24 protein-coding genes are annotated in these 21,797 nt (G+C 61.0%); 12 read left to right on the top strand and 12 right to left on the bottom strand.

Annotated features, from left to right (window positions below):
• The first annotated feature begins 60 nt into the window (after positions 1-60).
• Entirely contained in the window at positions 61-804 is a 744-nt protein-coding gene (locus FD715_RS10230; RefSeq protein WP_147109097.1) for a class I SAM-dependent methyltransferase, read from the top strand.
• Here FD715_RS10230 and FD715_RS10225 read toward each other — a convergent pair.
• On the bottom strand, positions 801-2,360 hold the full coding sequence (locus FD715_RS10225; RefSeq protein WP_147109094.1) for a hypothetical protein: 1,560 nt from the start codon (positions 2,358-2,360) through the stop codon (positions 801-803). The genes FD715_RS10230 and FD715_RS10225 overlap by 4 nt on opposite strands.
• A 368-nt stretch (positions 2,361-2,728) precedes the next feature.
• Between FD715_RS10225 and FD715_RS10220 the strand changes: the two genes are divergently transcribed.
• The 7 genes from FD715_RS10220 (at position 2,729) to FD715_RS10190 (ending at position 9,671) form a co-directional block, all read left to right on the top strand.
• Entirely contained in the window at positions 2,729-3,289 is a 561-nt protein-coding gene (locus FD715_RS10220) for a F0F1 ATP synthase subunit delta (RefSeq protein WP_147109091.1), read from the top strand.
• Positions 3,290-4,831, top strand: a complete 1,542-nt coding sequence (gene atpA / locus FD715_RS10215) for a F0F1 ATP synthase subunit alpha (protein ID WP_147109088.1) — start codon at positions 3,290-3,292, stop codon at positions 4,829-4,831.
• A 12-nt stretch (positions 4,832-4,843) separates the two neighbouring features.
• Positions 4,844-5,716 (top strand): F0F1 ATP synthase subunit gamma, encoded by an 873-nt coding sequence (locus FD715_RS10210; protein WP_147109086.1) that lies wholly within the window; start codon positions 4,844-4,846, stop codon positions 5,714-5,716.
• Positions 5,717-5,736: 20 nt separating this feature from the next.
• Positions 5,737-7,161 (top strand): F0F1 ATP synthase subunit beta, encoded by a 1,425-nt coding sequence (atpD, locus tag FD715_RS10205; protein WP_147109083.1) that lies wholly within the window; start codon positions 5,737-5,739, stop codon positions 7,159-7,161.
• A gap of 92 nt (positions 7,162-7,253) precedes the next feature.
• On the top strand, positions 7,254-7,679 hold the full coding sequence (locus tag FD715_RS10200; protein ID WP_147109080.1) for a F0F1 ATP synthase subunit epsilon: 426 nt from the start codon (positions 7,254-7,256) through the stop codon (positions 7,677-7,679).
• 116 nt (positions 7,680-7,795) lie between these two features.
• On the top strand, positions 7,796-8,146 hold the full coding sequence (locus tag FD715_RS10195) for an H-type lectin domain-containing protein (protein WP_147109077.1): 351 nt from the start codon (positions 7,796-7,798) through the stop codon (positions 8,144-8,146).
• 79 nt (positions 8,147-8,225) lie between these two features.
• Positions 8,226-9,671, top strand: a complete 1,446-nt coding sequence (locus FD715_RS10190; protein WP_147109074.1) for a calcium-binding protein — start codon at positions 8,226-8,228, stop codon at positions 9,669-9,671.
• On the opposite strand, the gene FD715_RS10185 is transcribed toward FD715_RS10190, so the two are convergent.
• The 5 genes from FD715_RS10185 to FD715_RS10165 all read right to left on the bottom strand — a co-directional run bounded on the left by FD715_RS10185 (position 9,668) and on the right by FD715_RS10165 (position 13,702).
• A complete protein-coding gene (locus tag FD715_RS10185) occupies positions 9,668-10,396 on the bottom strand; it encodes an amino acid ABC transporter ATP-binding protein (protein ID WP_147109071.1) in 729 nt (242 codons plus the stop codon). The genes FD715_RS10190 and FD715_RS10185 overlap by 4 nt on opposite strands.
• A complete protein-coding gene (locus tag FD715_RS10180; RefSeq protein ID WP_147109068.1) occupies positions 10,383-11,192 on the bottom strand; it encodes an amino acid ABC transporter permease in 810 nt (269 codons plus the stop codon). Before FD715_RS10180 ends, FD715_RS10185 begins: the two co-directional genes overlap by 14 nt.
• A gap of 10 nt (positions 11,193-11,202) precedes the next feature.
• Entirely contained in the window at positions 11,203-12,018 is an 816-nt protein-coding gene (locus FD715_RS10175; protein WP_147109065.1) for an ABC transporter substrate-binding protein, read from the bottom strand.
• Between the two features lie 116 nt (positions 12,019-12,134).
• The gene (locus tag FD715_RS10170; protein WP_147109063.1) at positions 12,135-12,575 is read right to left on the bottom strand and encodes a hypothetical protein; all 441 of its coding nucleotides are present in this window, start codon (positions 12,573-12,575) and stop codon (positions 12,135-12,137) included.
• 107 nt (positions 12,576-12,682) lie between these two features.
• A complete protein-coding gene (locus FD715_RS10165; protein ID WP_147109060.1) occupies positions 12,683-13,702 on the bottom strand; it encodes a ribose-phosphate pyrophosphokinase in 1,020 nt (339 codons plus the stop codon).
• Between the two features lie 104 nt (positions 13,703-13,806).
• Here FD715_RS10165 and FD715_RS10160 point away from each other — a divergent pair, with 104 nt between their 5' ends.
• Positions 13,807-14,406, top strand: a complete 600-nt coding sequence (locus FD715_RS10160; protein WP_147109057.1) for a 2-hydroxychromene-2-carboxylate isomerase — start codon at positions 13,807-13,809, stop codon at positions 14,404-14,406.
• Positions 14,403-15,227 carry an alpha/beta fold hydrolase gene (locus FD715_RS10155; protein ID WP_147109053.1) on the top strand — a complete coding sequence of 275 codons (825 nt, stop codon included), beginning with the start codon at positions 14,403-14,405 and terminating at the stop codon, positions 15,225-15,227. The genes FD715_RS10160 and FD715_RS10155 overlap by 4 nt, the downstream gene beginning before the upstream one ends.
• A 135-nt stretch (positions 15,228-15,362) precedes the next feature.
• Here FD715_RS10155 and FD715_RS10150 read toward each other — a convergent pair whose 3' ends face one another.
• The 5 genes from FD715_RS10150 to FD715_RS10130 form a co-directional block, all read right to left on the bottom strand.
• The gene (locus FD715_RS10150) at positions 15,363-15,833 is read right to left on the bottom strand and encodes a YcgN family cysteine cluster protein (protein WP_147109050.1); all 471 of its coding nucleotides are present in this window, start codon (positions 15,831-15,833) and stop codon (positions 15,363-15,365) included.
• On the bottom strand, positions 15,830-16,762 hold the full coding sequence (locus FD715_RS10145; protein ID WP_147109047.1) for a bifunctional riboflavin kinase/FAD synthetase: 933 nt from the start codon (positions 16,760-16,762) through the stop codon (positions 15,830-15,832). Before FD715_RS10145 ends, FD715_RS10150 begins: the two co-directional genes overlap by 4 nt.
• Before the next feature lie 123 nt (positions 16,763-16,885).
• Positions 16,886-17,329 carry a MaoC family dehydratase gene (locus FD715_RS10140; protein WP_147109044.1) on the bottom strand — a complete coding sequence of 148 codons (444 nt, stop codon included), beginning with the start codon at positions 17,327-17,329 and terminating at the stop codon, positions 16,886-16,888.
• An 89-nt stretch (positions 17,330-17,418) separates the two neighbouring features.
• Positions 17,419-18,291: a TIGR01459 family HAD-type hydrolase gene (locus FD715_RS10135; RefSeq protein ID WP_147109041.1), complete on the bottom strand. Its 873-nt coding sequence runs from the start codon at positions 18,289-18,291 to the stop codon at positions 17,419-17,421.
• A gap of 111 nt (positions 18,292-18,402) precedes the next feature.
• On the bottom strand, positions 18,403-19,323 hold the full coding sequence (locus FD715_RS10130; protein ID WP_147109038.1) for a manganese-dependent inorganic pyrophosphatase: 921 nt from the start codon (positions 19,321-19,323) through the stop codon (positions 18,403-18,405).
• A gap of 234 nt (positions 19,324-19,557) precedes the next feature.
• On the opposite strand from FD715_RS10130, the gene FD715_RS10125 reads away from it, so the two are divergent.
• Positions 19,558-20,232, top strand: coding sequence for a DUF2161 domain-containing phosphodiesterase (locus tag FD715_RS10125; protein WP_223274822.1), 675 nt, complete (start codon positions 19,558-19,560; stop codon positions 20,230-20,232).
• A 48-nt stretch (positions 20,233-20,280) separates the two neighbouring features.
• On the opposite strand, the gene FD715_RS10120 is transcribed toward FD715_RS10125, so the two are convergent.
• Positions 20,281-21,276 carry a TraB/GumN family protein gene (locus FD715_RS10120; RefSeq protein ID WP_147109032.1) on the bottom strand — a complete coding sequence of 332 codons (996 nt, stop codon included), beginning with the start codon at positions 21,274-21,276 and terminating at the stop codon, positions 20,281-20,283.
• 215 nt (positions 21,277-21,491) lie between these two features.
• On the opposite strand from FD715_RS10120, the gene FD715_RS10115 reads away from it, so the two are divergent.
• Positions 21,492-21,779 (top strand): co-chaperone GroES, encoded by a 288-nt coding sequence (locus FD715_RS10115; RefSeq protein ID WP_147109029.1) that lies wholly within the window; start codon positions 21,492-21,494, stop codon positions 21,777-21,779.
• Positions 21,780-21,797 lie beyond the last annotated feature (18 nt).

Below are 21,797 nucleotides of genomic sequence, written 5' to 3'. Positions count from 1 at the left end.
CGTGGTGCTTACTGTTACACTCAACGTGGTCCCAAAGGGCCGGATGGACAAGAGACGATCATGCATCTTGATGTGCAGGACCTGCGCAACTTCTACTACCGCAACGCGCTGGGACGCGCGGCACAGGCGTCACTGCGGCGCAGGCTCGTGGAGATTTGGCCCGAAGCACAGGGTCAGACGGTGGCGGGTTTCGGTTTTGCCGCGCCTCTTTTGCGTCCTTATCTGAACGACGCACGTCGTGTGATTGCCCTGATGCCTGGGCCCCAGGGTGTGATGCCTTGGCCAGCGGACATGCAAAACGTGTCGGTCCTGACTGAAGAGACCCTATGGCCCATCGAGACCGGACATATAGACAAGTTGGTCATGCTGCACGGGCTTGAGACGTCCGAACGGGCCTATGACCTGCTGGAAGAGGCGTGGCGCGTGCTGGGGCCAGGCGGCAAAGCGCTTTTTATCGTTCCGAACCGCGCTGGCCTGTGGAGCCGCCGCGACAGGACGCCCTTTGGCTACGGACGGCCTTATTCCGCCAGCCAGCTTGAAACGCAGCTGCGCAAGCACCAGTTTCTGCCCGAGCGCCATGTTGGCGCGCTCTACCAGTTCCCCTCGGCCCGACGCGTCTGGATGAAGTCAGCCCCCATGTTTGAACAGGTGGGGCGGCTGATGCCTGGCATGGTGGCTGGAGGAGCGTTTATGGTGGAAGCGTCGAAACTGGTCTACCCGCCCAAGGGCAAGGTCGCGCGGTCAAAGGCCAAGCGGCAAACCGTGCCGCAAGGGGTGGCCGCGCCGGTGGCAGGCAGGATCTAGGCGACGATGACAATGTCGGACGGGGTGATGCCGGGTGTTCCATCCAGACGGATGACTGCAATGCCCGGAGTTTGACCCGACGCAGCAGTGAAAGTCACCCGCACATCTGTAAAGCTGCCGTCCGCAGCCTCAACGATTTCGATGTCGTCAACGCTGTTGTCCGTCTGGAACGTGCCGATCTGCAAAATGTCCTCTGCCGGATCGAAATCGGTGATGTTCAGATAAATTTCGTCAGCTTCGCCATCCCGCGCACCGCGCACCAATGCACTGACAGTGTCCGCGCCTTCTCCCCCGGTCACTGTGGCCGTTGCCTCATCATGAAAATTCCAAACGTTGAACCGATCATCACCGGCCCCACCAAGGCCGGTGGCGCCGTCGGCGATCTGCAAAATGTCGTTGCCCGCGTCGCCGTTGCCCAAAGCGCCTGTCTCAACCGAGAGAAAGTCATTGCCGTCACCGCCAGAGGCTTGCGAGCCCACACCACCGATGATCAGGCGGTCGTCACCCGCATCGCCCATCAGGGTCGCGACGCCGCTGCCCTGGGCTGAGAGCAGGTCGTCGCCATCGCCGCCGCGCGCTTCACCGCCAAACAGGTTCACCTGATCATTGCCTACACCTGCATCAACTATAGCATTCGACGTACGCACGACGTCGTCGCCATCGCCAGCGTTGATTGTGCTGGTAGGTTCCATGCCGTCGATGCGCGAAAAACCTCCATTACGCTCTGCAAACACCCCTTCGATTGTGTCGTTTCCCGCGCCGCCGTCGAGCGTCGTGTTGGCAAAATCGGTAATCAGAATGTCGTCACCGGCCGCGCCCTCAAGACGAAGTCCGGCGGCTCCCGCGGTCAGCCAATCTGCCCCCGCCGTGCCTGTCGTGCTTTCGGTCACGACCTGTTCAGGCACGCCATTGCGCGTGACGATGTAGTCTTCGTTCAGAAAGGTGATCAACTCGTCGCCGTCGGTGGTGGCTTCCAGATAATGCACGGCCACCGGCGCGTTAGAGGAAATCGTGGGCAGCACGTCGCGCATTGTGCCTGGATCGGGAAGCGGAAAGCCGTCTTCGGGCAGTTTGAGGGGCACGGTGCCTAACAATTCCAGCCCAAGTTCGGCCTCGAAGTCGGCCAACTCGTAGTCAAACGGGTTGCCTTCGAACGTCTGACCGCCCGGAATAGCGCCGCGCCCTTCAAAGTCACCGTCACTCAGATCAGTGCCCTCGGGTACGAGGTAAAAGCGGGCCTCGTAGGTCTGATAGAAATTGTCGGGATCGTCCTCGCTGTCGACGTATATGATGGACGCGATCGTGCCCGTTTCGTCCTCGCCAACGTCTATACGCACACCTGTCTCATCGGCTTCGAACGTGGCGCCGGTGTCTGCCGGTTGCGGATCGACAGGGGCGTCTTCGATCTCCGGTGGTGTATCGTCCTCGATGTCGTCACCGTCTTGCGCGACGCCCAGAAACAGCGCACCGCCCAGCAGTGCAAGCAAGCCCAAAGCACCCATCTTTACATCCCCCAGTTTGACACGCAGCGTGTCGGCGACACGAAAGAGAGTCAACTGAAGGGGCCGATTGCGATGCGCTTTGCGAACAATGCCCGAAGGGGTCGAGGATTGCCGAACAGGTGCGAACGATGCCTTTTTCAGCTAGTATGGTCTGGCGGCGCGCAGGAATCGCACCCAAACGCGCACGTTTTGTGACGGAATTCTTGCAATTCCTGCGGGCCAATAGGTCGCAGTTTGGTTAACCCTCTGAAAAGGTTGAAGAAGCGCCGAAAGGCCTGTTCACGAACACATGTTGCGGGGTGGCAAACCCTCTGCTACATCCCCCCTGATTTTCACGCCTTGGCCAAAATCAGGGCGGTCCAACACCCCGGGCCACGCATCCCTCGTGCAGCAATCCGGGCCAAGACATCGAAAGGGTGGACGTGTCCGAACCAGCTTCGATCTCCACAGGCATCGCCGCGCGCTATGCCACAGCTGTCTACGAACTTGCCAAGGAAGGCAAAGCCGTAAAATCCCTCGAAGGCGACATTGATACCCTGACCGCGGCCATGTCCGAAAGCGGCGACTTCAATGCCCTGATCCACTCGCCCGTCTACAGCCGGGAAGAGCAGGCCGCCGCCATCACAGCGATTGCCAAGAAAGCCAAGCTGACCGACCTGATGGCCAACACGCTGGCCCTCATGGCCGAAAAGCGCCGCCTGTTCGTGCTGCCGCAACTGGTGCAGGCGCTGCGCGAGGTGATCGCCGAAGACAAGGGCGAACTGACCGCCGACGTCACCTCGGCCAAGGCGCTGACCAAGACGCAGTCGGACAAACTCGCCAAGACGCTCAAGGCCCGCATGGGTAAGGACGTCACCATCAATGCCTCCGTCGATGAAAGCCTCATCGGCGGTTTGATCGTTAAAGTGGGCTCGAAGATGATCGACACGTCGATCCGCTCCAAGCTCGCTTCACTCCAGAATGCAATGAAAGAGGTCGGATAAATGGGTATCCAAGCAGCAGAGATTTCTGCGATCCTGAAAGACCAGATCAAGAACTTTGGTCAGGAAGCAGAAGTGGCCGAAGTGGGCCGCGTTTTGTCGGTAGGGGACGGGATCGCCCGCGTCTACGGCCTCGACAATGTGCAAGCCGGTGAGATGGTTGAATTCCCCGGCGGCATTCAGGGCATGGCCCTAAACCTCGAAAACGACAACGTCGGCGTCGTGATCTTCGGCTCCGACCGCGACATTAAAGAAGGTGACACCGTCAAGCGCACCAACTCCATCGTGGACGTGCCCGCCGGTGACGAACTTCTGGGCCGCGTTGTGGACGGTCTGGGCAACCCGCTCGACGGCAAGGGCCCGATCAAGGCGTCCGAGCGTCGCGTTGCTGACGTCAAAGCGCCCGGCATCATCCCGCGTAAATCGGTGCACGAGCCAATGGCAACCGGCCTCAAAGCCGTGGACGCGATGATCCCGATTGGCCGTGGCCAGCGCGAACTGATCATTGGTGACCGTCAGACCGGTAAAACTGCCGTGGCGCTCGACGCGATCCTGAACCAGAAATCCTACAACGACGCCGCAGGCGATGATGAGAGCAAAAAGCTCTACTGCATCTATGTCGCCGTCGGCCAGAAGCGGTCCACCGTGGCGCAGCTGGTGAAGAAACTGGAAGAATCCGGTGCGATCGACTACTCGATCGTCGTGGCCGCCACCGCGTCCGACCCGGCGCCCATGCAGTTCCTGGCACCCTACGCGGCGACCGCCATGGCTGAATACTTCCGCGACAACGGCCGCCACGCGCTGATCATCTATGATGACCTGTCGAAACAGGCCGTGTCCTACCGTCAGATGTCGCTCCTGCTGCGCCGCCCGCCGGGCCGCGAAGCCTATCCCGGCGACGTTTTCTACCTCCACTCGCGCCTGTTGGAGCGGTCAGCCAAGCTGAATGAAGACAACGGTGCGGGTTCGTTGACGGCCCTGCCGATCATCGAAACGCAAGGCGGCGACGTGTCGGCCTTTATCCCGACCAACGTGATTTCGATCACCGACGGCCAGATCTTCCTTGAAACGGAACTGTTCTACCAGGGCATCCGTCCCGCTGTGAACACCGGTCTGTCGGTGTCCCGCGTGGGTTCCTCGGCGCAAACAGACGCAATGTCGTCGGTTGCCGGTCCGGTGAAACTTTCGCTGGCCCAGTACCGCGAAATGGCGGCCTTCGCCCAGTTCGGCTCCGACCTGGATGCGGCCACCCAGCAGCTGCTGAACCGTGGCGCACGCCTGACGGAGCTGATGAAGCAAGCGCAATACGCGCCGCTGACCAACGCTGAAATCGTCTGCGTGATCTTCGCGGGCACCAACGGCTACCTCGACAACATCGACGTCAGCGAAGTGGGCAAGTTCGAAGCGGGCCTTCTGGCCTTCCTGCGCTCGCAGAAAGCCGACTTCCTGAAGTGGATCGCCGACGAAGATCCCAAGTTCAAGGGCGGCGAAAACGTCGACAAGATGAAGGCGGTCCTCGACGAGTTCGCTTCGACCTTCGCATAAGGAGATCGGGCAATGCCAAATCTCAAGGACCTGAAAAACAGGATCGAAAGCGTGAAATCCACGCGGAAGATCACCAAGGCTATGCAGATGGTGGCCGCCGCGAAACTGCGGCGGGCACAGGAAGCGGCTGAAATGTCGCGCCCCTATGCCGAACGGTTCACCGCCGTGATGGCGGGGCTGGCATCCGCTGCGGCTGGCTCTGACAGCGCGCCCAAGCTGCTGTCGGGCACCGGCTCGGACCAGATCCACCTTCTGGTGGTGATGACAGCCGAGCGTGGCCTCTGCGGTGGTTTCAACACCAACATCGCCAAACTGGCCAAGGCCAAGGCGGCGGACCTGATCGCCGCAGGCAAGACCGTCAAGATCCTGACGGTCGGCAAGAAAGGCCGCGACCAGCTCAAGCGCGACTACGAAGATAACTTCGTGGGTCACGTGGACCTGACCGAGGTCAAGCGGATGTCCTACGCGGATGCGCAGGGCGTGGCCAAGGACGTGCTGGGTCGCTTTGATGCGGGCGAGTTCGACGTAGCGACGATCTTCTTCTCGAAGTTCCAGAACGTCGTGACGCAGATCCCCACCGCACAACAGATCATCCCGTTCGCGATCCCGGAGGATTACGAAGGGGCAGACACGCTCTATGATTACGAGCCGGACGAAGAGGCGATCCTCGCCGACCTTCTGCCGCGCGGCGTGGCCACTGCGATCTTCTCTGGCCTGCTCGAAAACGGCGCCTCTGAACAGGGCGCCCGGATGAGCGCCATGGACAACGCGACCCGCAACGCGGGCGAGATGATCGACAAGCTGACCATCGAATTCAACCGCTCGCGTCAGGCCGTGATCACCAACGAGCTGATTGAAATCATTTCGGGCGCGGAAGCGCTCTAAAGACACCCGGAGACGAGATAATGGCAAACGCTAAAGGTAAAGTAACACAAGTCATCGGGGCCGTCGTCGACGTGCAGTTCGATGACCACCTGCCAGAGATTCTGAACGCTCTGGAAACCGACAACAACGGCAACAAGCTGGTGCTTGAAGTCGCGCAACACCTCGGTGAAAACACTGTCCGCACCATCGCGATGGACAGCTCCGAAGGTCTGGTGCGCGGTCAGGACGTGTCCGACACCGGTGGCCCGATCATGGTGCCCGTGGGTCCAAAAACGCTGGGCCGTATCCTGAACGTCGTGGGCGAGCCCGTGGACGAAGGTGGCCCCGTCGCAGCCGAGGAAAAGCGTGCGATTCACGCGCCTGCGCCTGAATTCGCTGAACAGTCGACCGAATCCGAGATTCTCGTGACCGGGATCAAGGTTGTGGACCTGCTGGCCCCCTACTCGAAGGGCGGTAAAATTGGCCTCTTCGGCGGTGCCGGTGTGGGCAAGACCGTTCTGATCATGGAACTGATCAACAACATCGCGAAAGTGCACTCGGGTTACTCGGTGTTCGCCGGTGTGGGTGAACGGACGCGCGAGGGCAACGACCTTTATCACGAGATGATCGAGTCGAACGTGATCAAGCCGGACAACCTGGAAGAAAGCCAAGTGGCGCTGGTCTACGGCCAGATGAATGAACCTCCCGGTGCGCGTGCCCGTGTGGCCCTGACCGGTCTGACGCTGGCGGAACAGTTCCGTGACGCCTCCGGGACCGACGTTCTGTTCTTCGTGGACAACATCTTCCGCTTTACCCAAGCGGGCTCCGAGGTGTCGGCTCTGCTCGGCCGTATCCCCTCGGCGGTGGGCTACCAGCCAACACTGGCCACCGACATGGGTGCGATGCAGGAGCGGATCACCTCGACCAAGTCGGGTTCGATCACCTCGATCCAGGCCGTGTACGTGCCTGCGGACGACCTTACCGACCCCGCGCCTGCAACCACCTTTGCTCACCTCGACGCGACAACCGTTCTGTCCCGTGCTATTTCGGAACTCGGCATCTACCCCGCCGTGGACCCGCTCGACAGCTCCTCGCGCCTGATGGACCCGCAGATCGTGGGTGAAGAGCACTACAAGGTGGCCTCCGACGTGCAGCAGATTCTGCAGCGCTACAAGTCGCTTCAGGACATCATCGCCATCCTCGGGATGGACGAACTGTCGGAAGAGGACAAGCTGACCGTTGCGCGTGCGCGTAAGATCCAGCGCTTCCTGTCGCAGCCCTTCGACGTGGCCAAAGTGTTCACCGGTTCGGACGGTGTGCAGGTCCCGCTGGAAGACACGATTGCCTCGTTCAAGGCGGTTGTGGCTGGCGAGTACGACCACCTGCCCGAAGGCGCTTTCTACATGGTGGGCGGCATCGATGAGGTGAAAGCCAAAGCCGAGAAGATGGCCGCCGACGCAGCTTAATCGTGAGGCGGGTTTCAACCCGCCCTACATCTCCGAACGCACTCCGGGCGTAGGGTGGGGTCTCACCTCACCGCCCATCACAGGAGAATACAATGCAATTTGATTTGGTATCGCCCGAGCGCAGCCTCGCGTCCATGGACGCAACGGCGGTGCAGATCCCCGGTGCTGATGGCGACATGACCGTGATGGCCGACCACGCGCCCACGATCACGACCCTGCGCCCCGGCGTGCTCAAGGTCGAGGCGGGCAGTGAAACGCATGAATATGTCGTGACCGGCGGCTTTGCAGAAATCGGTGCCGCTGGCGTGTCAGTGCTGGCCGAACGAGCCGTCGCCAAGGGCGACATGACCCAGGACGATATGGACGCCATGTTCGATGAGGCGCAAGAGGCCTACACGCGCGCCAAGGACAACTTCCAGAACGAACCCGGCCCTGTAGATGACGCAGCCAAGCTGCTCGCCGACATGGTCGCCGTGGGTGGAGAGATCGGGCTGAGCACGAAGCAGCCCAGCCTCTGACCCTGCGCCACCGAATGGAAAAAAGGCCCTGCATTGCGCGGGGCCTTTTCACTTTGTGAGGCATAAAATACGATGCGAGGGTGTTACAAAACTGTAGCACCTTAAAGAACGACCCGATGAAACGATTGCGCAATCACCTGATAGGGATCGACCAAGGAGATACGGTCCTGTTTTCCGACTTCGAAGATGGGGGCGAGATGTGGACCGGCCGCGGCCAGCGCGAACGGCGCCGCCGCGTTGCCTTCTCCGAACCATTCCGGACGGAGCCGTCTGTTCATGTGTCCATTTCGATGTGGGATGTCGATACGAACATGCCGCTGCGCGCGGATATCAAGGCCGAAACAATCACCCTCGATGGGTTCGATCTGGTCTTTCGAACATGGGGCGACACTCGCGTTGCCCGCATTCGCGTTGCCTGGATGGCGATGGGAGAGTTGCGGCAAAACGACGATTGGGATCTCTATTAATCGCTTTCAATTTGCCTAAATTTTGCCGCTTTCATGGATGACATAGGCTGGGTTTGTAACGTGACCCAGAGCCTGCCCCATGATGACGCGCCCATTGATCCTTGGTACTTACACTGATGACCTGCTGCGCGGCAGCCCAGCGTCTGAAATCCTGCACGGAAAGTCGGGCGAGGACACGCTGATTGGCATAGACGGGCTAGATTCGCTCTTTGGCGGTCATGGTGACGATCTGCTGAGCGGTGGCGCGGGCAATGACTTCCTGATGGCGGACACGGGCGATGACACGCTGCGCGGGGGCGATGGTGATGACATGTTGTTCGCGGGCCATGGCGACGACACTGCCTACGGCGATGACGGCAACGACACGATCGACGGAAGCTTCGGCTCGGATCTCGCCTTTGGCGGCAACGGCAACGACCTGCTTCTCGGTGCGATGGGCAAGGACACGCTTTTTGGTGGTCAGGGCGACGATGTTCTGAACGGTGGCAGTGGTCAGGACCAGCTGTCCGGCGGCGCAGGTGCGGACCGACTTGAAGGTGAGGCCGGGCGCGACCTCCTGAACGGCGGCGACGGGAATGACAGCCTGTTGGGTGGTTCCGGTCGTGACTCGCTGAACGGTGGCAGTGGCGATGACATGCTGCATGGCGGTTCGGGCCGGGACGTGCTGAACGGCGGTGGTGGGAACGACAACATCCGTGGCGGCTCCGGCCGCGATACGCTGGACGGCGGCAGTGGCGACGACGCGCTGCTCGGCGGCTCCAGCCGCGATGAGTTGAACGGCGGCAACGGCGACGACACCCTGTGGGGTGACACAGGCCGCGATACGCTTGACGGTGGGTCAGGCGCTGACGTGCTCTATGGCGGCTCTGACCGCGACGTGCTGCATGGCGGCAGCGGCAACGACAGCCTGTACGGTGGCAACGACGATGACACCCTGAACGGGGACATTGGACAAGACCTGCTCAACGGCAGCAACGGCGACGACAGGCTCTACGGCGGCAGCGGCAAAGACAGCCTCTATGGCGGCACCGGGGACGATCGTTTATTTGGCGGCAGCGGCCACGATTCGCTTGCTGGCAGCACTGGCGACGACCGTTTGTATGGCGGCACGGGCCGTGACACCCTGTCGGGGGGCAAGGGTGACGATGCGCTTGACGGCGGCGCGCACGCCGACCTGTTGCTGGGCGGCACGGGCCACGACGAGTTGTTTGGCGACGCAGGCAATGACAGCCTTGTCGGCGGTTCGGGCAATGACACGCTTGAAGGCGGGGAAGGCCGCGATACGCTCAATGGCGGCTCTGGCGCGGACGTTTTTGTGTTCGGCCCCGGATCGGGCCGCGACGTGATCGAGTGGTTTGATATGCAGGCCGATGAGATTGACCTGACGGCCTACGGGTTTAACGACGCGTCGGACCTCGCGCTGCGAGACACAGCCTCCGGGCTCGTAATCGACCTCGGCGCAGATGAAATCCTGCTGAGCGGACGCACTCTCGCCCAGTTCGACCCCGACGCGCTTCTGTTCTAACGCAGCACGCTGGCGAGAAAGCGGCGGGTTCGTTCCTGTTGCGGCGTTGAAAACATCGCCGCCGGCGTGCCTTCCTCGGCGACGACACCTTGGTCCATGAACACCACGCGATCAGCGACCTCACGGGCAAAGGCCATCTCGTGCGTGGCCAGCACCATCGTCATCCCGTCGTCACGCAGCTGCCGCAGTACGTCCAGCACCTCGCCCACCAGTTCCGGATCCAGGGCCGAGGTGATCTCGTCCAAGAGCATCGTCTGCGGTCGCATCGCCAGCGCCCGGATCACAGCCACCCGCTGTTGCTGGCCGCCCGACAACTGGTCGGGGTACTTCTTCATGTGATCGGCCAGCCCGAACCGGGCAAACAGCACCTCGATCCGCTCCCGCGCGTCCTCACCCAGCACCCGACGTGGGGCGAGGACCACGTTGTCATAGGCCGTCATATGCGGAAACAGGTTGAAACTCTGGAACACGATGCCGATGCGCTGGCGTATGGGGCCAAGGTCAAACCCCGGCTCGGCAATATCCACCCCGTCCAGCCGCACCTCGCCATCGTCGACAGGCTCCAGCCCGTTCATACAGCGCAGCAGGGTCGATTTGCCGGACCCCGACGCCCCGATCAGGCACACCATCTCGCCCGGTGCGATGTCCATGTCGATCCCGCGCAGCACCTGCACGTCGTCAAAGCTCTTGGTCACGCCGCGCAGCGACAGCCTAGGATCTGGCATCACGGTCCCTGTTCAGCAGGTAATCGGCATAGCGGGTCGCGGGCACTGTCACACACAGAAAGATGACCGCCGCCGCCACATAAGGCGTGAAATTCGCCAGCAATGATTTGAAAATCCCCGCCTGCCGCAAGATCTCAACCGGCCCGATAAAGGACAAAAGCGCCACGTCCTTTTGCAACGCCACCAGCATATTCATATTCGCAGGCACCACGCGGCGGATGGCTTGGGGCAGGATCACATAGCGCATCGTGTCCCGCTCGCTCAGGCCCAGACAGATGGCGGCATTGCGCTGGCTTGCATGGATGCTCTCGATCCCCGACCGCAGCACCTCGGCCACGTAAGCCGAATAGGTCAGCACCAGCGCCACGGTGCCCCAGATATAGGGCGAGTTCCACGGACGTGGCAGGCCCAGACCCGGAATGCCAAAGCCCACCAGATAGACCAGCAGGACAACAGGAATGCCCCGAAACAGGTCCACATAGACAGCGCCGAAGATGCGCAGGGGAAACAGGGCCGGGTTTGAATTGCCACGCGCCAGCGCGATGGCAAGGCCCAGGGCAAAGATCATCGGCACCGACCATGCAAAGATCGCCACATCCAGCATGAAGGCGCGCAACAGGTCCGGAAAGACCCGGACAAACACCTCACCATTGAAGAACGAGGCGCGCACCGCCTCCCACCCCGGCGCAAGCGGGACCAGCACAATGACAAGGGCCAGCACGATCATTGTGCTGACCCCGGCAATCATGTTTGCCCGGCGTTTTTGCTGGGCCTCATAGGCGGCGCGCCGTGTCATAGTTGATCTGTCACTGGATCAGCGGAACCCCGGTGGCTTCCTGCAGCCACTGCGCCTCGATCTCAGCCAGCTTGCCGCTCTCGGTCATGGCCGCCAGCGCCTCGTCCACACAGGCTTTCAGTGCCGACCCCTCAGGCATCAACATCCCGAACTGATCCGGGTTCTCAGCCGCCGCCGGGTCGAACTGGCCAAGGATCGCACCGCCTTCGACCACCACCGCGGACAGGTACAGCGCTGTGGGCAAGTCGAACAGGGCCGCATCAATCTGCCCCGCCTGCAATGCGGCCGTGACGTTGGTGTTGTCGTCATAGACCAGCGGGCTCGCATCAGGCTCGATCTGCTCCATCACCACAGGCAGCGCGGTGGTCGAGGCGACAACACCCCATTTCAGCCCCTTCAGGCTCTCCATCGTGCCAGTCGCCCCGCCATCGACAATGGCCTGCGTCGTCAGCACCGCCTGCGGCGCGGTGTAGTAGGGGGCCGAAAAGTCCACGACCTTGTCACGCTCTTCGGTGATCGAATATTGCTGCATGTTCAGATCGAAGTTCTTGGCCCCGGGCTGGATCGCCTCATCAAAGGACGTGCGCACCCACGCCACCTGATCCGCCGCAAACCCCATCTCCTCGGCCAAGGCATAGGCCACCGCAGCCTCAAACCCTTCACCCGCCTCGGGTGCGTCGTTCAAAACCCAAGGGTAGTAGGCCGGGTTGCCGGTCGCGATGGTCAGGGTGCCGTCGGTCAGGGTCTTGCCGGCAGCACAATGGCCCGCCGCAAAAGCACCGCTGGCAAGGGCGCTCAGCACGGCAGCGGTCAGAATGGTCTTCATGTGAAATCTCCCCATCATTTTGCCGCGATATTCAGGCAACGGGGCAGGGCTGTCCAGAGCGGAGCGCCGCGCGCAACCGCTGCGGCCCCGCGCAGTGCCGCAAACATAAGCAGCCGTCAGATCGTTACGGTACGCGACCACGCGAGCGGGATCGCCCCGCGATGCAGCACATGCGGGACACCGACATACATCAGGGGCGCCTTGCCCAGACGGGCCATCTCCGACATGTAGCTGCGGGCCGCGTCTGACACGGTCCCCAACCCCTCCAGCCGATCCGAGGCATAGGGCACCACATCGGTCTTCGCCGCTGCGAAATCCTGCGGCCGCGTATCGGAGTAGAGCCAAATGCACATCCGCTCCGCCCGCGCATCAAAATTGGCCGCATCAAATACCAGAAACCGGTGCCCGGCCTCCGGCCAGCTCAACCCGCACGCAATCCGGGCCGCCCGCAGGGCCTCCGGATGCACGGGGGACAGCAAAACGCAATCCGACCACGTGCACCCCAGCTCCGGCAACGGGCGCAAAGGGGCCGCCATGCGATTGCAATATTTGCGCATGGCGCGGGCATAAAGACCCGGTTGCCGTGTCTCCAGCGCAGACAGGGGCAACAAGTCAGGCCCGCGCAAATCGGGTGGGCACAGATGGAAAAGCTGCGGCGCTCCGATCACTCCGCCGCGTACATGCCGTCATAGATGGGCGACAAGGTCTCCGCCTCGAACAGCGATGACACCGAAGTGCCATGCCAGATGTTCAGGATCGCCTGCGCAAACACGGGTGCAGTCGGCACAATCCGAATATTGGGCGCCGCCTTCACCGCCTCGGTCGGCTGAATGCTGTCAGTGATCACCAGCGACTTCATCACCGACTTTGTCACCCGGTCCACGGCAGGCCCCGACAGAACGCCATGGGTGATATAGGAGTGAACCTCCTTCGCCCCGTTCTCCATCAAAACCTCGGCCGCCTTGCACAGCGTCCCGGCGGTGTCACAGATGTCATCGACAATGACGCAGGTCTTGCCGGTCACATCGCCAATAACGGTCATCTCGGCCACTTCACCGGCCTTCTCACGCCGCTTGTCCACGATGGACAGGGGCGCATTGATGCGCTTGGCCAGATCACGGGCGCGGGCCACACCGCCAACATCGGGCGACACGATCATCACGTCATCCATACTGCCCGCAAACTGCGTCTTGAGATCCAGCGCAAACACGGGTGAGGCATAAAGGTTGTCCACCGGAATATCGAAGAATCCTTGGATCTGTGCGGCATGCAGGTCCATGGTCAGCACCCGCTCGATCCCCGCACCGACCAGCATGTTGGCCACCAGCTTCGACGAAATCGGCGTCCGCGCCTTGCTGCGCCGATCTTGCCGCGCATAACCAAAATACGGGATCACGGCAGTGATGCGGGCGGCACTCGACCGGCGCAGCGCATCACACATGATCAAGAGCTCCATCAGGTTGTCATTCGCGGGGTTCGACGTCGGCTGGATGATAAACATATCCTCGCCCCGGACATTCTCGAACACTTCGACGAAAATCTCGCCATCGTTAAAGCGTTCCACGCGGGCATCCACCAGCCCAACGTTCACACCGCGATGCAGCGACATGCGCCGCGCAATTGCATTTGCCAATGGCAGATTGGCATTGCCCGAGATCAGCTTGGGCTCTTGAATGGTTGGCATGTCGTATCCCCGCGCAGCACGATTGTGACAGATTCGTGATGTTGACTCCGCTTAGCACGGGGGTACCGTCCCGCGAAACACAAGACCCGCGACCGAGGACGAAAATGCCCCACATCGACTATTATTTTGCAACGTTGTCTCCCTACACCTACCTTGCCGGGAAACGGTTCGAGGCGCTCGCCGAAAAATACGGATGCTCGGTCACCTACAAACCGCTTGATGTGATTGCACTTTTCGGTCGCACGGGCGGCACCCCACCAAAGGACCGGCACATCAACCGCGTCGAATACCGGGCGCAGGAACTCGTCCGGCAGGCCAAAAAGCACGATCTGCCGTTCAAGCTGAAACCCGCGCACTGGCCTACGAACGCCGCCCCATCCTCTTATGCCATCATCGCTGCGCAGAACGCAGGCGGCGGTGATCTGGGCACGCTGGTCCACGCCATCCTCCGCGCCGTCTGGGCCGAGGACAAGGACATCGCCCAGGACGACGTGATCAAATCCTGCCTGACCGAAGCCGGGTTCGACCCTGCACTCGCGGACAGTGGCCTGCTGTCAGGTGCTGACACCTACGCCGCCAATCTCGAAGAAGCGGTGGACAAGGGCGTCTTCGGCGCGCCCTTCTACATCGTGGACGGCGACCAGCGCTTCTGGGGGCAGGACAAGCTCGACGATCTCGACCTGCACCTCTCCGGCCAACTGTGATCCCGCACATCCACAGCCGGACCTTCGGGTCCGGTCTTCGGCCTGCGCTCGCCATCCACTGCACGCTCGCCCATTCCGGCGCTTGGCGCGGTGTGGGGACCGTGCTGGGCGACCGGCTGACGCTGCACGCGTTCGACCTGCCCAATCACGGCAAGTCGGGCGACTGGGACGGGCAGGGTATCCTGCACGACACCGCCACGGCCATGGCACGCGCCGTGATGGAGGACATCGGCCCGGACCCCATCGACATCATCGGCCATAGCTTTGGCGCGACAGTTGCCTTGCGGCTGGCCATTGAAAGCCCCGAACGCGTGCGCAGCGTCGCCATGTTTGAACCGGTCTTTTTCGCGCCTGCCATCGCAGACGATCCCGGTTTTGCCGACCGCTACGCCGCCGACACTGCCGATTTCGACGCAGCACTCGCCGCAGGCGACGACGAAGAGGCCGCGCGCGCCTTCAACCGCGCCTGGGGCGACGGCCCGCCTTGGGCCGACATCCCAGCTGCAACCCGGCAATACATGATCGACCGCATCCAGTTCGTCAGGCACAGCACGCCTATGGTTCTGCACGACAGCCCCGGCTTGCTGGCTCCGGGCCAATTCGACCGCGCCGCTATGCCCGCCCTCCTGATAGCGGGCGCCACGGCACACTGGGCGGCCGAGGTCAACGGCGCCATCGCGCGCCGCCTGCCGAATGTGCAGTCGCAGACATTGGACGGGGTTGGGCATATGGGGCCCATCACGCATCCGGAAACAGTGGCACACGCGTGGGTAGCCTTCATGGATCGCGTCGACGGACGGCGGAATATCACGGCGGATTAGGTGGCTTTGTTGGTAACTTGGTAAGCTCTCGGAACGTTGTGCATTTTGGCCCCAAACGTGGTCGTTTCCACCGAACGGTTGCACAACACACCAGGTTTCCACGCACAAAGCCCAGATTAACTGGGCGAGCTTCGCTCAGGTTGGTTCATCAATAATGTGGTCTTCCCAATCGTCGTCTGCCACATCAAATTCACTCACCGTCCGCCCCCGCATCGACACGCCTGCCGCGTGCACCGTGTCGGCTGTGCCAGAGATCAGCGGGTGCCATTCGAACAGGGGTTTGCCTTCGTAGACGAGTCGATAGGCGCAGGTCTGTGGAATCCAGTATAGATGATCCGCGATGTTGGATGGCTTTAATACGATGCAATCCGGCACAAACTGATGCCTGATCTCATATTGGCTGCACCGGCATGTCTCGTCATCCAGCAGCCGACACGCCACCCGAGTCAGCGCAACCTCACCAGAGTCCTCGTCTTCCAACTTATTCAAGCAGCATTTCCCGCACCCGTCACACAGCGCTTCCCACTCTTTCCGGGAGAGTTTCGTGATTGGTTTCTTTTCCCAGAAACGGGGTGCCAGACCGTTTCGGTCAATCGGATCATTCATAATGCAGCCAGGATGTCGCGGGCCTGTGCGCTGTCTTTGTCCATTTGCGCAATCAGCGCTTCGAGACTGTCGAATTTCTCCTCGCCCCGCAGATGCGCTACCAGTGCGACCGAAACCGGGGCGCCGTACAAGTCGCCTGAGAAGTCAAAAACATACGTCTCAAGGTTTGGCGTGTTCACCCCGAACATCGGACGCACACCCATGGATGCGACGCCGTGATACGCCCCGGCATGTGGCCCCTCCAACACATTGAAAAGAACGGCGTAAACCCCAAAGGCGGGGGGATGCAGCCCGTCAATCGACATATTTGCGGTGGGGTATCCAAGGGTGCGCCCGCGCTGCTCTCCGCCGATCACGGGGCCCTCTATGCGGTGCCAATGGCCTAGCATTTCAGCCGCGTCCTGTGGTCGTCCGTCTGACAATGCGTCACGAATGGCGGTCGATGAAACCGTGTGTTCCGCGTGCTCAAGCAGTGGCGCAATGGTCACCCCAAATCCCATGTCCTCGCCAAACTTTACAAGGTGCGCGGCTGTTCCGGCCCGTTTCCGGCCAAAGCAGAAATCGGCGCCCACAACCACATGGCTCAGCCCCAAACCGTCGCAAATCACATCCCGTGCAAATTCCTTGGGGCTCAGGCTGGCGAGCCCGGAATGAAACGGCAACTCAAAGAGATAGCGGATTCCCATTTTCTCCAGCCTGCTTGCGCGTGCGGCTTGGCTCATCAGACGAAAGGGGGGTGCATCGGGTGCGAAATACTCACGGGGATGCGGCTCGAACGTCAGCACGCCCACCGGCGCGTCCGGCGCCGCGGACTCTGCCAGCTCGATCACCGACCGGTGTCCGACATGGACGCCATCGAAATTGCCAATTGCCACGCTTGCGCCACGGTCCGCCGCGTCAACAAACTGATAATCCCGTATAATCTTCATGACCCCTGCCTAGCCAAGCGACCAAACAAGGGCAAGCATCCGTTTCTTCTGATCACAGATGCCACGGGGTAGGGCTGCAGGCTAAAGGCCAGCGCCCCTAAGTTCAGAACGAAGTGCAAGTCGTCAGTCGAATTTCCGCGACGGCGCCAGCACAGTCGCTTCCCCGATCAACACCTTCTTACCGTCCACGGTACACTGGCAATCCAGCTTCACCCGGCGCTTGGCGAAATCGATGTCGATCACCTTCACCTCGGCACAAACCATGTCGCCCGGACGCACGGGTGCAAGGAATTTTAACGATTGTCCCATATAGACCGTGCCGTGCCCCGGCAGCTGCTCACCAATCACGGCAGAGATCAGACCCGCCGTCAGCATCCCATGCGCGATACGGCCCTGGAAGATCGTGTCCTGCGCATAGTCATCGTCCAGGTGCACCGGGTTCCTGTCGGTGGAGATCTGGGCGAACATCTCGATATCTTCGTCCGTCACTACTTTGCGCAGGTGACGGGACATGCCCATTTCGATGTCTTCGATGCAGATCGTGCCGCGTGGCAGATTGTCCAACATGGATCAGCTCCGGTAACTATATGACCGCTTGCCCGGCCTCTGCGCAATCTAATTACTTTGCGCGCGCAGAAAAGCAAGACAAAAGTAGGTCAGCGGAGATGCCCTATGGCGAAAGTCGGCGCAGAGTTTTCCTTTTCAAGGTAAGCACTTAGTGCATCTGGGTCCGGTTGGTGCGACGTTTTGGTTTCCGCAGCGGCCAATCCGCCCGAAATGAACAGGGAATCGATGTCCTCTCCCATCGCTCCGGCAATGTCCGTCAGCACCCCATCGCCAATCGCCAGAATGCCGCTGTCGGGTACGTCCAGTCCCAATTCCGCCAACCTCCGCCGCGCGAGATCATAGATCGGCGGATGCGGCTTGCCAAAATACAGGCTCTCACCGCCCATCTCGGTATACAGCTTCGCCAGCGCGCCCGCACACCACTCGCGGACCTCGCCCCGGTCCACGACGATGTCGGGGTTGGCACAGAGCAGCTTCAGCCCCAGTTGCTTGGCCATCAGGAACTCGGGCCGCATAACCTCCGGGTCGGCCAAGGGATCACGCGGACCGGTGCACACGATGCCCTCAGCCTCCTGCAACGGTACCATGTCGATCTGAACAGGGTCCTTGATCACGCCGATGGGGTGAAAGAACTTATCCTCCCCCGGCTGTCCGATGAAGTAGACCTTTTTGCCCACAACCCCTCGGAACATCGCGGCACGCGCACTGTCGCCAGAAGTGGCAATGGTGTCCCACGCGTCATCCGGCACCCCGAAATGCAACAGCTGCTTTTGAACCCCTGCGCGCGGGCGGGGCGAGTTTGTCACCAGCACGACTTTGCCACCCTTTTTCCGGTAGTCCTGCAATGCTGAAACCGCCTCTGGCAGCGCCTTCACCCCGTTGTGCACGCACCCCCAAAGGTCCACGAACAAAGCGTCATAGCGGTCGGAGATTTCGGAAAGGGCGGAAATGATCTGGGCCATGGCGGCGCTCCGTCGTCAAATGAGTAAGGCGGACCCATGGTCCGCCTGTCCCGCGGCAACATAGGCCACGTGATTCAAATTGTAAGGCGGAGGTGTCCTCCGCCTTTGCAATCACACCTTGAGGTTCGGGATGATCTGCTTTTTCCGGCTCATGATGCCGGGCAGCACCACGGTATCGCCAGACACGGTGGCGTCAAAGCTCTTTTCAGCCACGCCCTTCACCCGGTCGTTGGGGATGAGCATGGTCGCTTCTTCGTTCAGGATGTCGACCACGAAAAGCAGAACCTCGTCCGCGCCGTCCTCTTTCGCCACATCAACCATGGAGTCCATCAGGCTGTCCTTGCGGTCCAGCACCAGCTTCGGCGCGGTGGTTTCCAGCACGGAGACGCGGAACTGCGTGCCATCGACGGCGTATTCCTTGCTGTCCATGCGCAGCAGTTCGGCATCTGAAAAGGCGGAGACATCGGACTTCGCCTCGAACATCTCTGAGGCATAGGCGGTCAGGTCCACGCCCAGATCCTTCGCCAGATCATGGGCAATCGCCTTGTCTTCTTGCGTTGTGGTGGGCGAGCGGAATTCCAGCGTGTCGGACAGGATGCAGGACAGCATCGCGCCTTTCACGCCCGTGGGCATCTGCGCCATGTCTTTGCCGATCATCTTCCACATGATGGTGGCTGTGCAGGCCAGCGGCTCGATCCGGATATCGATGGGGCCCTTGGTTTCCAGCCCGCCCACCAGCTTGTGGTGGTCGATGATGGCGGTGATGTCCGCGTCGTTAATCGCGTCGGGCAGTTCAGCGGGGTTGTTGGTGTCCACGATCACGACCGGCTGGTCGGCATCCACGCCGTCGATGATGCGCGGCTTGGTCAGATCCCATTTCTTCAGGACAAAGGCCGCTTCGGTGTTGGGCTCACCCAGCAGCACGGGCTCGGCTTCGACGCCTTTGATTTCGTTCAGATACCAGGCCCAGATGATGGGCGATCCGGTGGAATCGGTGTCAGGAGATTTATGACCAAATACAAGCGTGCTCATGCGAATGCGTCCTTTGGGGGAGGGAGTATTTCGGCGCCCTTATAACAACCTCTGCATGGGTGTCACGGGGGGCACAGCAGTGTGCAATTGTCGCGCTTGTTTTTGCTATATGTCACGTGCCCACAATGGATCCATCGCAATTGATGCCGACAATCAGGTCGCCGAAGCATGCAGGCTCTTGCCAAAAGTCGCATCCGAGGTTTTTTTCGCAGTGGCCAATCCGGACCCCAAAACGTGACGACCCGCGAAACTGATCTGTACCGACCCATCAAGTCCTTTCTCGAAGGGCAGGGATATGTTGTGAAATCCGAAGTGGGTGCCGCGGATGTTGTTGCCGTTCGCGGGGGCGAAGGGGCTGTGATTGTCGAGTTGAAGCTGGGGTTCTCGCTGGCGTTGGTGCATCAATGCGTGGCGCGCCTGTCAGTCAGTGATGATGTCTACATGGCCGTCGAACGGGGCAAGGGGAAACGGTTTCTGAAGGCCATCAAGGACATGACCCGCCTGTGTCGGCGTCTGGGGCTGGGGCTGATGACGGTTCGCCTGTCCGATGGTCTGGTGCAGGTGCATTGCGACCCCGGTCCCTACGCACCGCGCAAGAACATCAAGCGGCAGGGCGCACTGCTCAAGGAATTCGCGTCCCGGCAGGGCGATCCAAATGATGGTGGGCAGACCCGCGTCGGATTGATCACCGCCTATCGTCAAGATGCGCTGAAACTGGCGATGTTCCTGTATGAAGCGGGCGCCAGCAAAGGTGCGGATGTGGCCCGCGAAACGGGGGTCACGCGCGCCACCAGAATGATGCGTGACGATCATTATGGCTGGTTCGAAAAGGTCGAAACGGGCGTTTACGGCCTGACGCCAAAAGGGGCGGAGGCTGTGGCGCAATCTGGGCAGGTTCTTGGGGCCTGACGGACTTCTTCGCCAATTCCGGTCAGTGCCCCTGTCGGGGCGGGTGCCCTAGAATGGCTGGCGTTCGAGGGTAAATCCGCGCTCATCCAACTGGTTCAACAATCCTGTCTCGCCCCCCAGATGTGCCGCACCTACCGCAATGACGATGTCAGTCTCGGTCCGCTGGTCGATGCGGTCCATCCACAGCAGGTTTCGTTGGTCCAGCAGCATGGTCATCATCTCGTCAAACAAGGTCTCGAATTCGGTTGCCGGGAAATCAATTTGATCGCGCGTGTATACGCGGGAAAAGGCAAGCAGCGCGCCATGCTGTTCTTCGAAGTAGGCAGCGATGGTGGTGGCGGTCGCATCGTCCACGGTACGCTCCATCTGCGCAACGAGTGGCAGGAATTGCACTTGTTCTTCGATCGGATCGGCGGCCAGGAGATCGATCAATTCGCGATGCGTTTCCAGCGCTGCGATTGGCACATCTGCCGCGGTGGCTGCTGCCATGATCATCTTGTCGAGCCCAACCTTGCCTGCATGCAGATCAGCCATCGCACATGGGGCAATGGCCAATGTCATGGACAGGAACCAGGGCTGATACTTGGCCGCCATGAACGGAGGCACTCCCCGCTTTTGCGCGGCTTCGGACAGCACTGTCCAGACCTCGGGCGAGACGCGATCGATCAAGCTGGGGCCGTCGGTGAGAAAGGCGATGGTGGGGTCTGTCGATACAGCGTTAAGAAGGCCGGCTTCTTCTTCGCTCGTGATCTCGACCATCAAAAGGTCGGCTGCGCTTATTGTGGGAGCAAGGCGCTGAACGATATCCGTCATGCGTGGATCGTGCAGGTGCATTGTTCCGATCAGCGTGATGGTCTGACCTTGTCGCGTCGCGCGCCAATGGTTGCCCTCGGGATAGGGCAGGGCGGCTGTTCGCGCCGCGATCTCTGCCTGCGCCTCTGCGCTCAGGCTGGGGCGGACATCCGGGCCTGCGCAGGCCGCGTGCAAAGCTGCTGGCACCAGCAAGGCAACAGCGTAAATGGCGCATTTCAAAAGGGTCTGCATGCTGTCCTCATCCTGTGTTTTAGCCACGCTAGGCAATGGCGGGCCGTGTTCCAAGTCGGCCTGATCGGAAGAAGGCAAAAATTGCGGTCTCGCGTGGTTGACTCACCCGGGGCGCTTCCTTACCTACGCAACGTTATCACTCGCGTGTGATGAGTGCTAACGACCCCGATCAAGGGGTCAAGGGAGAAAACTTTGAGCCTCAAGGAGCTGCAAAGATGGCATTGAAACCGCTTCATGACCGCGTGCTGGTACGCCGCACCGAAAGCGAAGAGAAAACCGCTGGCGGGCTGATCATCCCCGATAGCGCCAAGGAAAAGCCCAGCGAAGGCGAAATCGTCTCCGCAGGCCCCGGCGCCCGTAAAGACAGCGGTGAGCTGATCGAGATGGGTGTGAAAGCCGGCGACAAAGTGCTGTTCGGCAAATGGTCCGGCACCGAAGTCACCATCGACGGCGAAGAGCTGCTGATGATGAAAGAAAGCGACATCATGGGGATCATCGAGTAAGCGGCCCCGCTTCTCTGA

Origin of the sequence: Tateyamaria sp. syn59, from assembly GCF_007995245.1 — a bacterium.
In the GTDB taxonomy this organism is placed as follows: Bacteria; Pseudomonadota; Alphaproteobacteria; order Rhodobacterales; family Rhodobacteraceae; genus Tateyamaria.
This window is presented reverse-complemented; position numbering and strand designations above follow the sequence as displayed.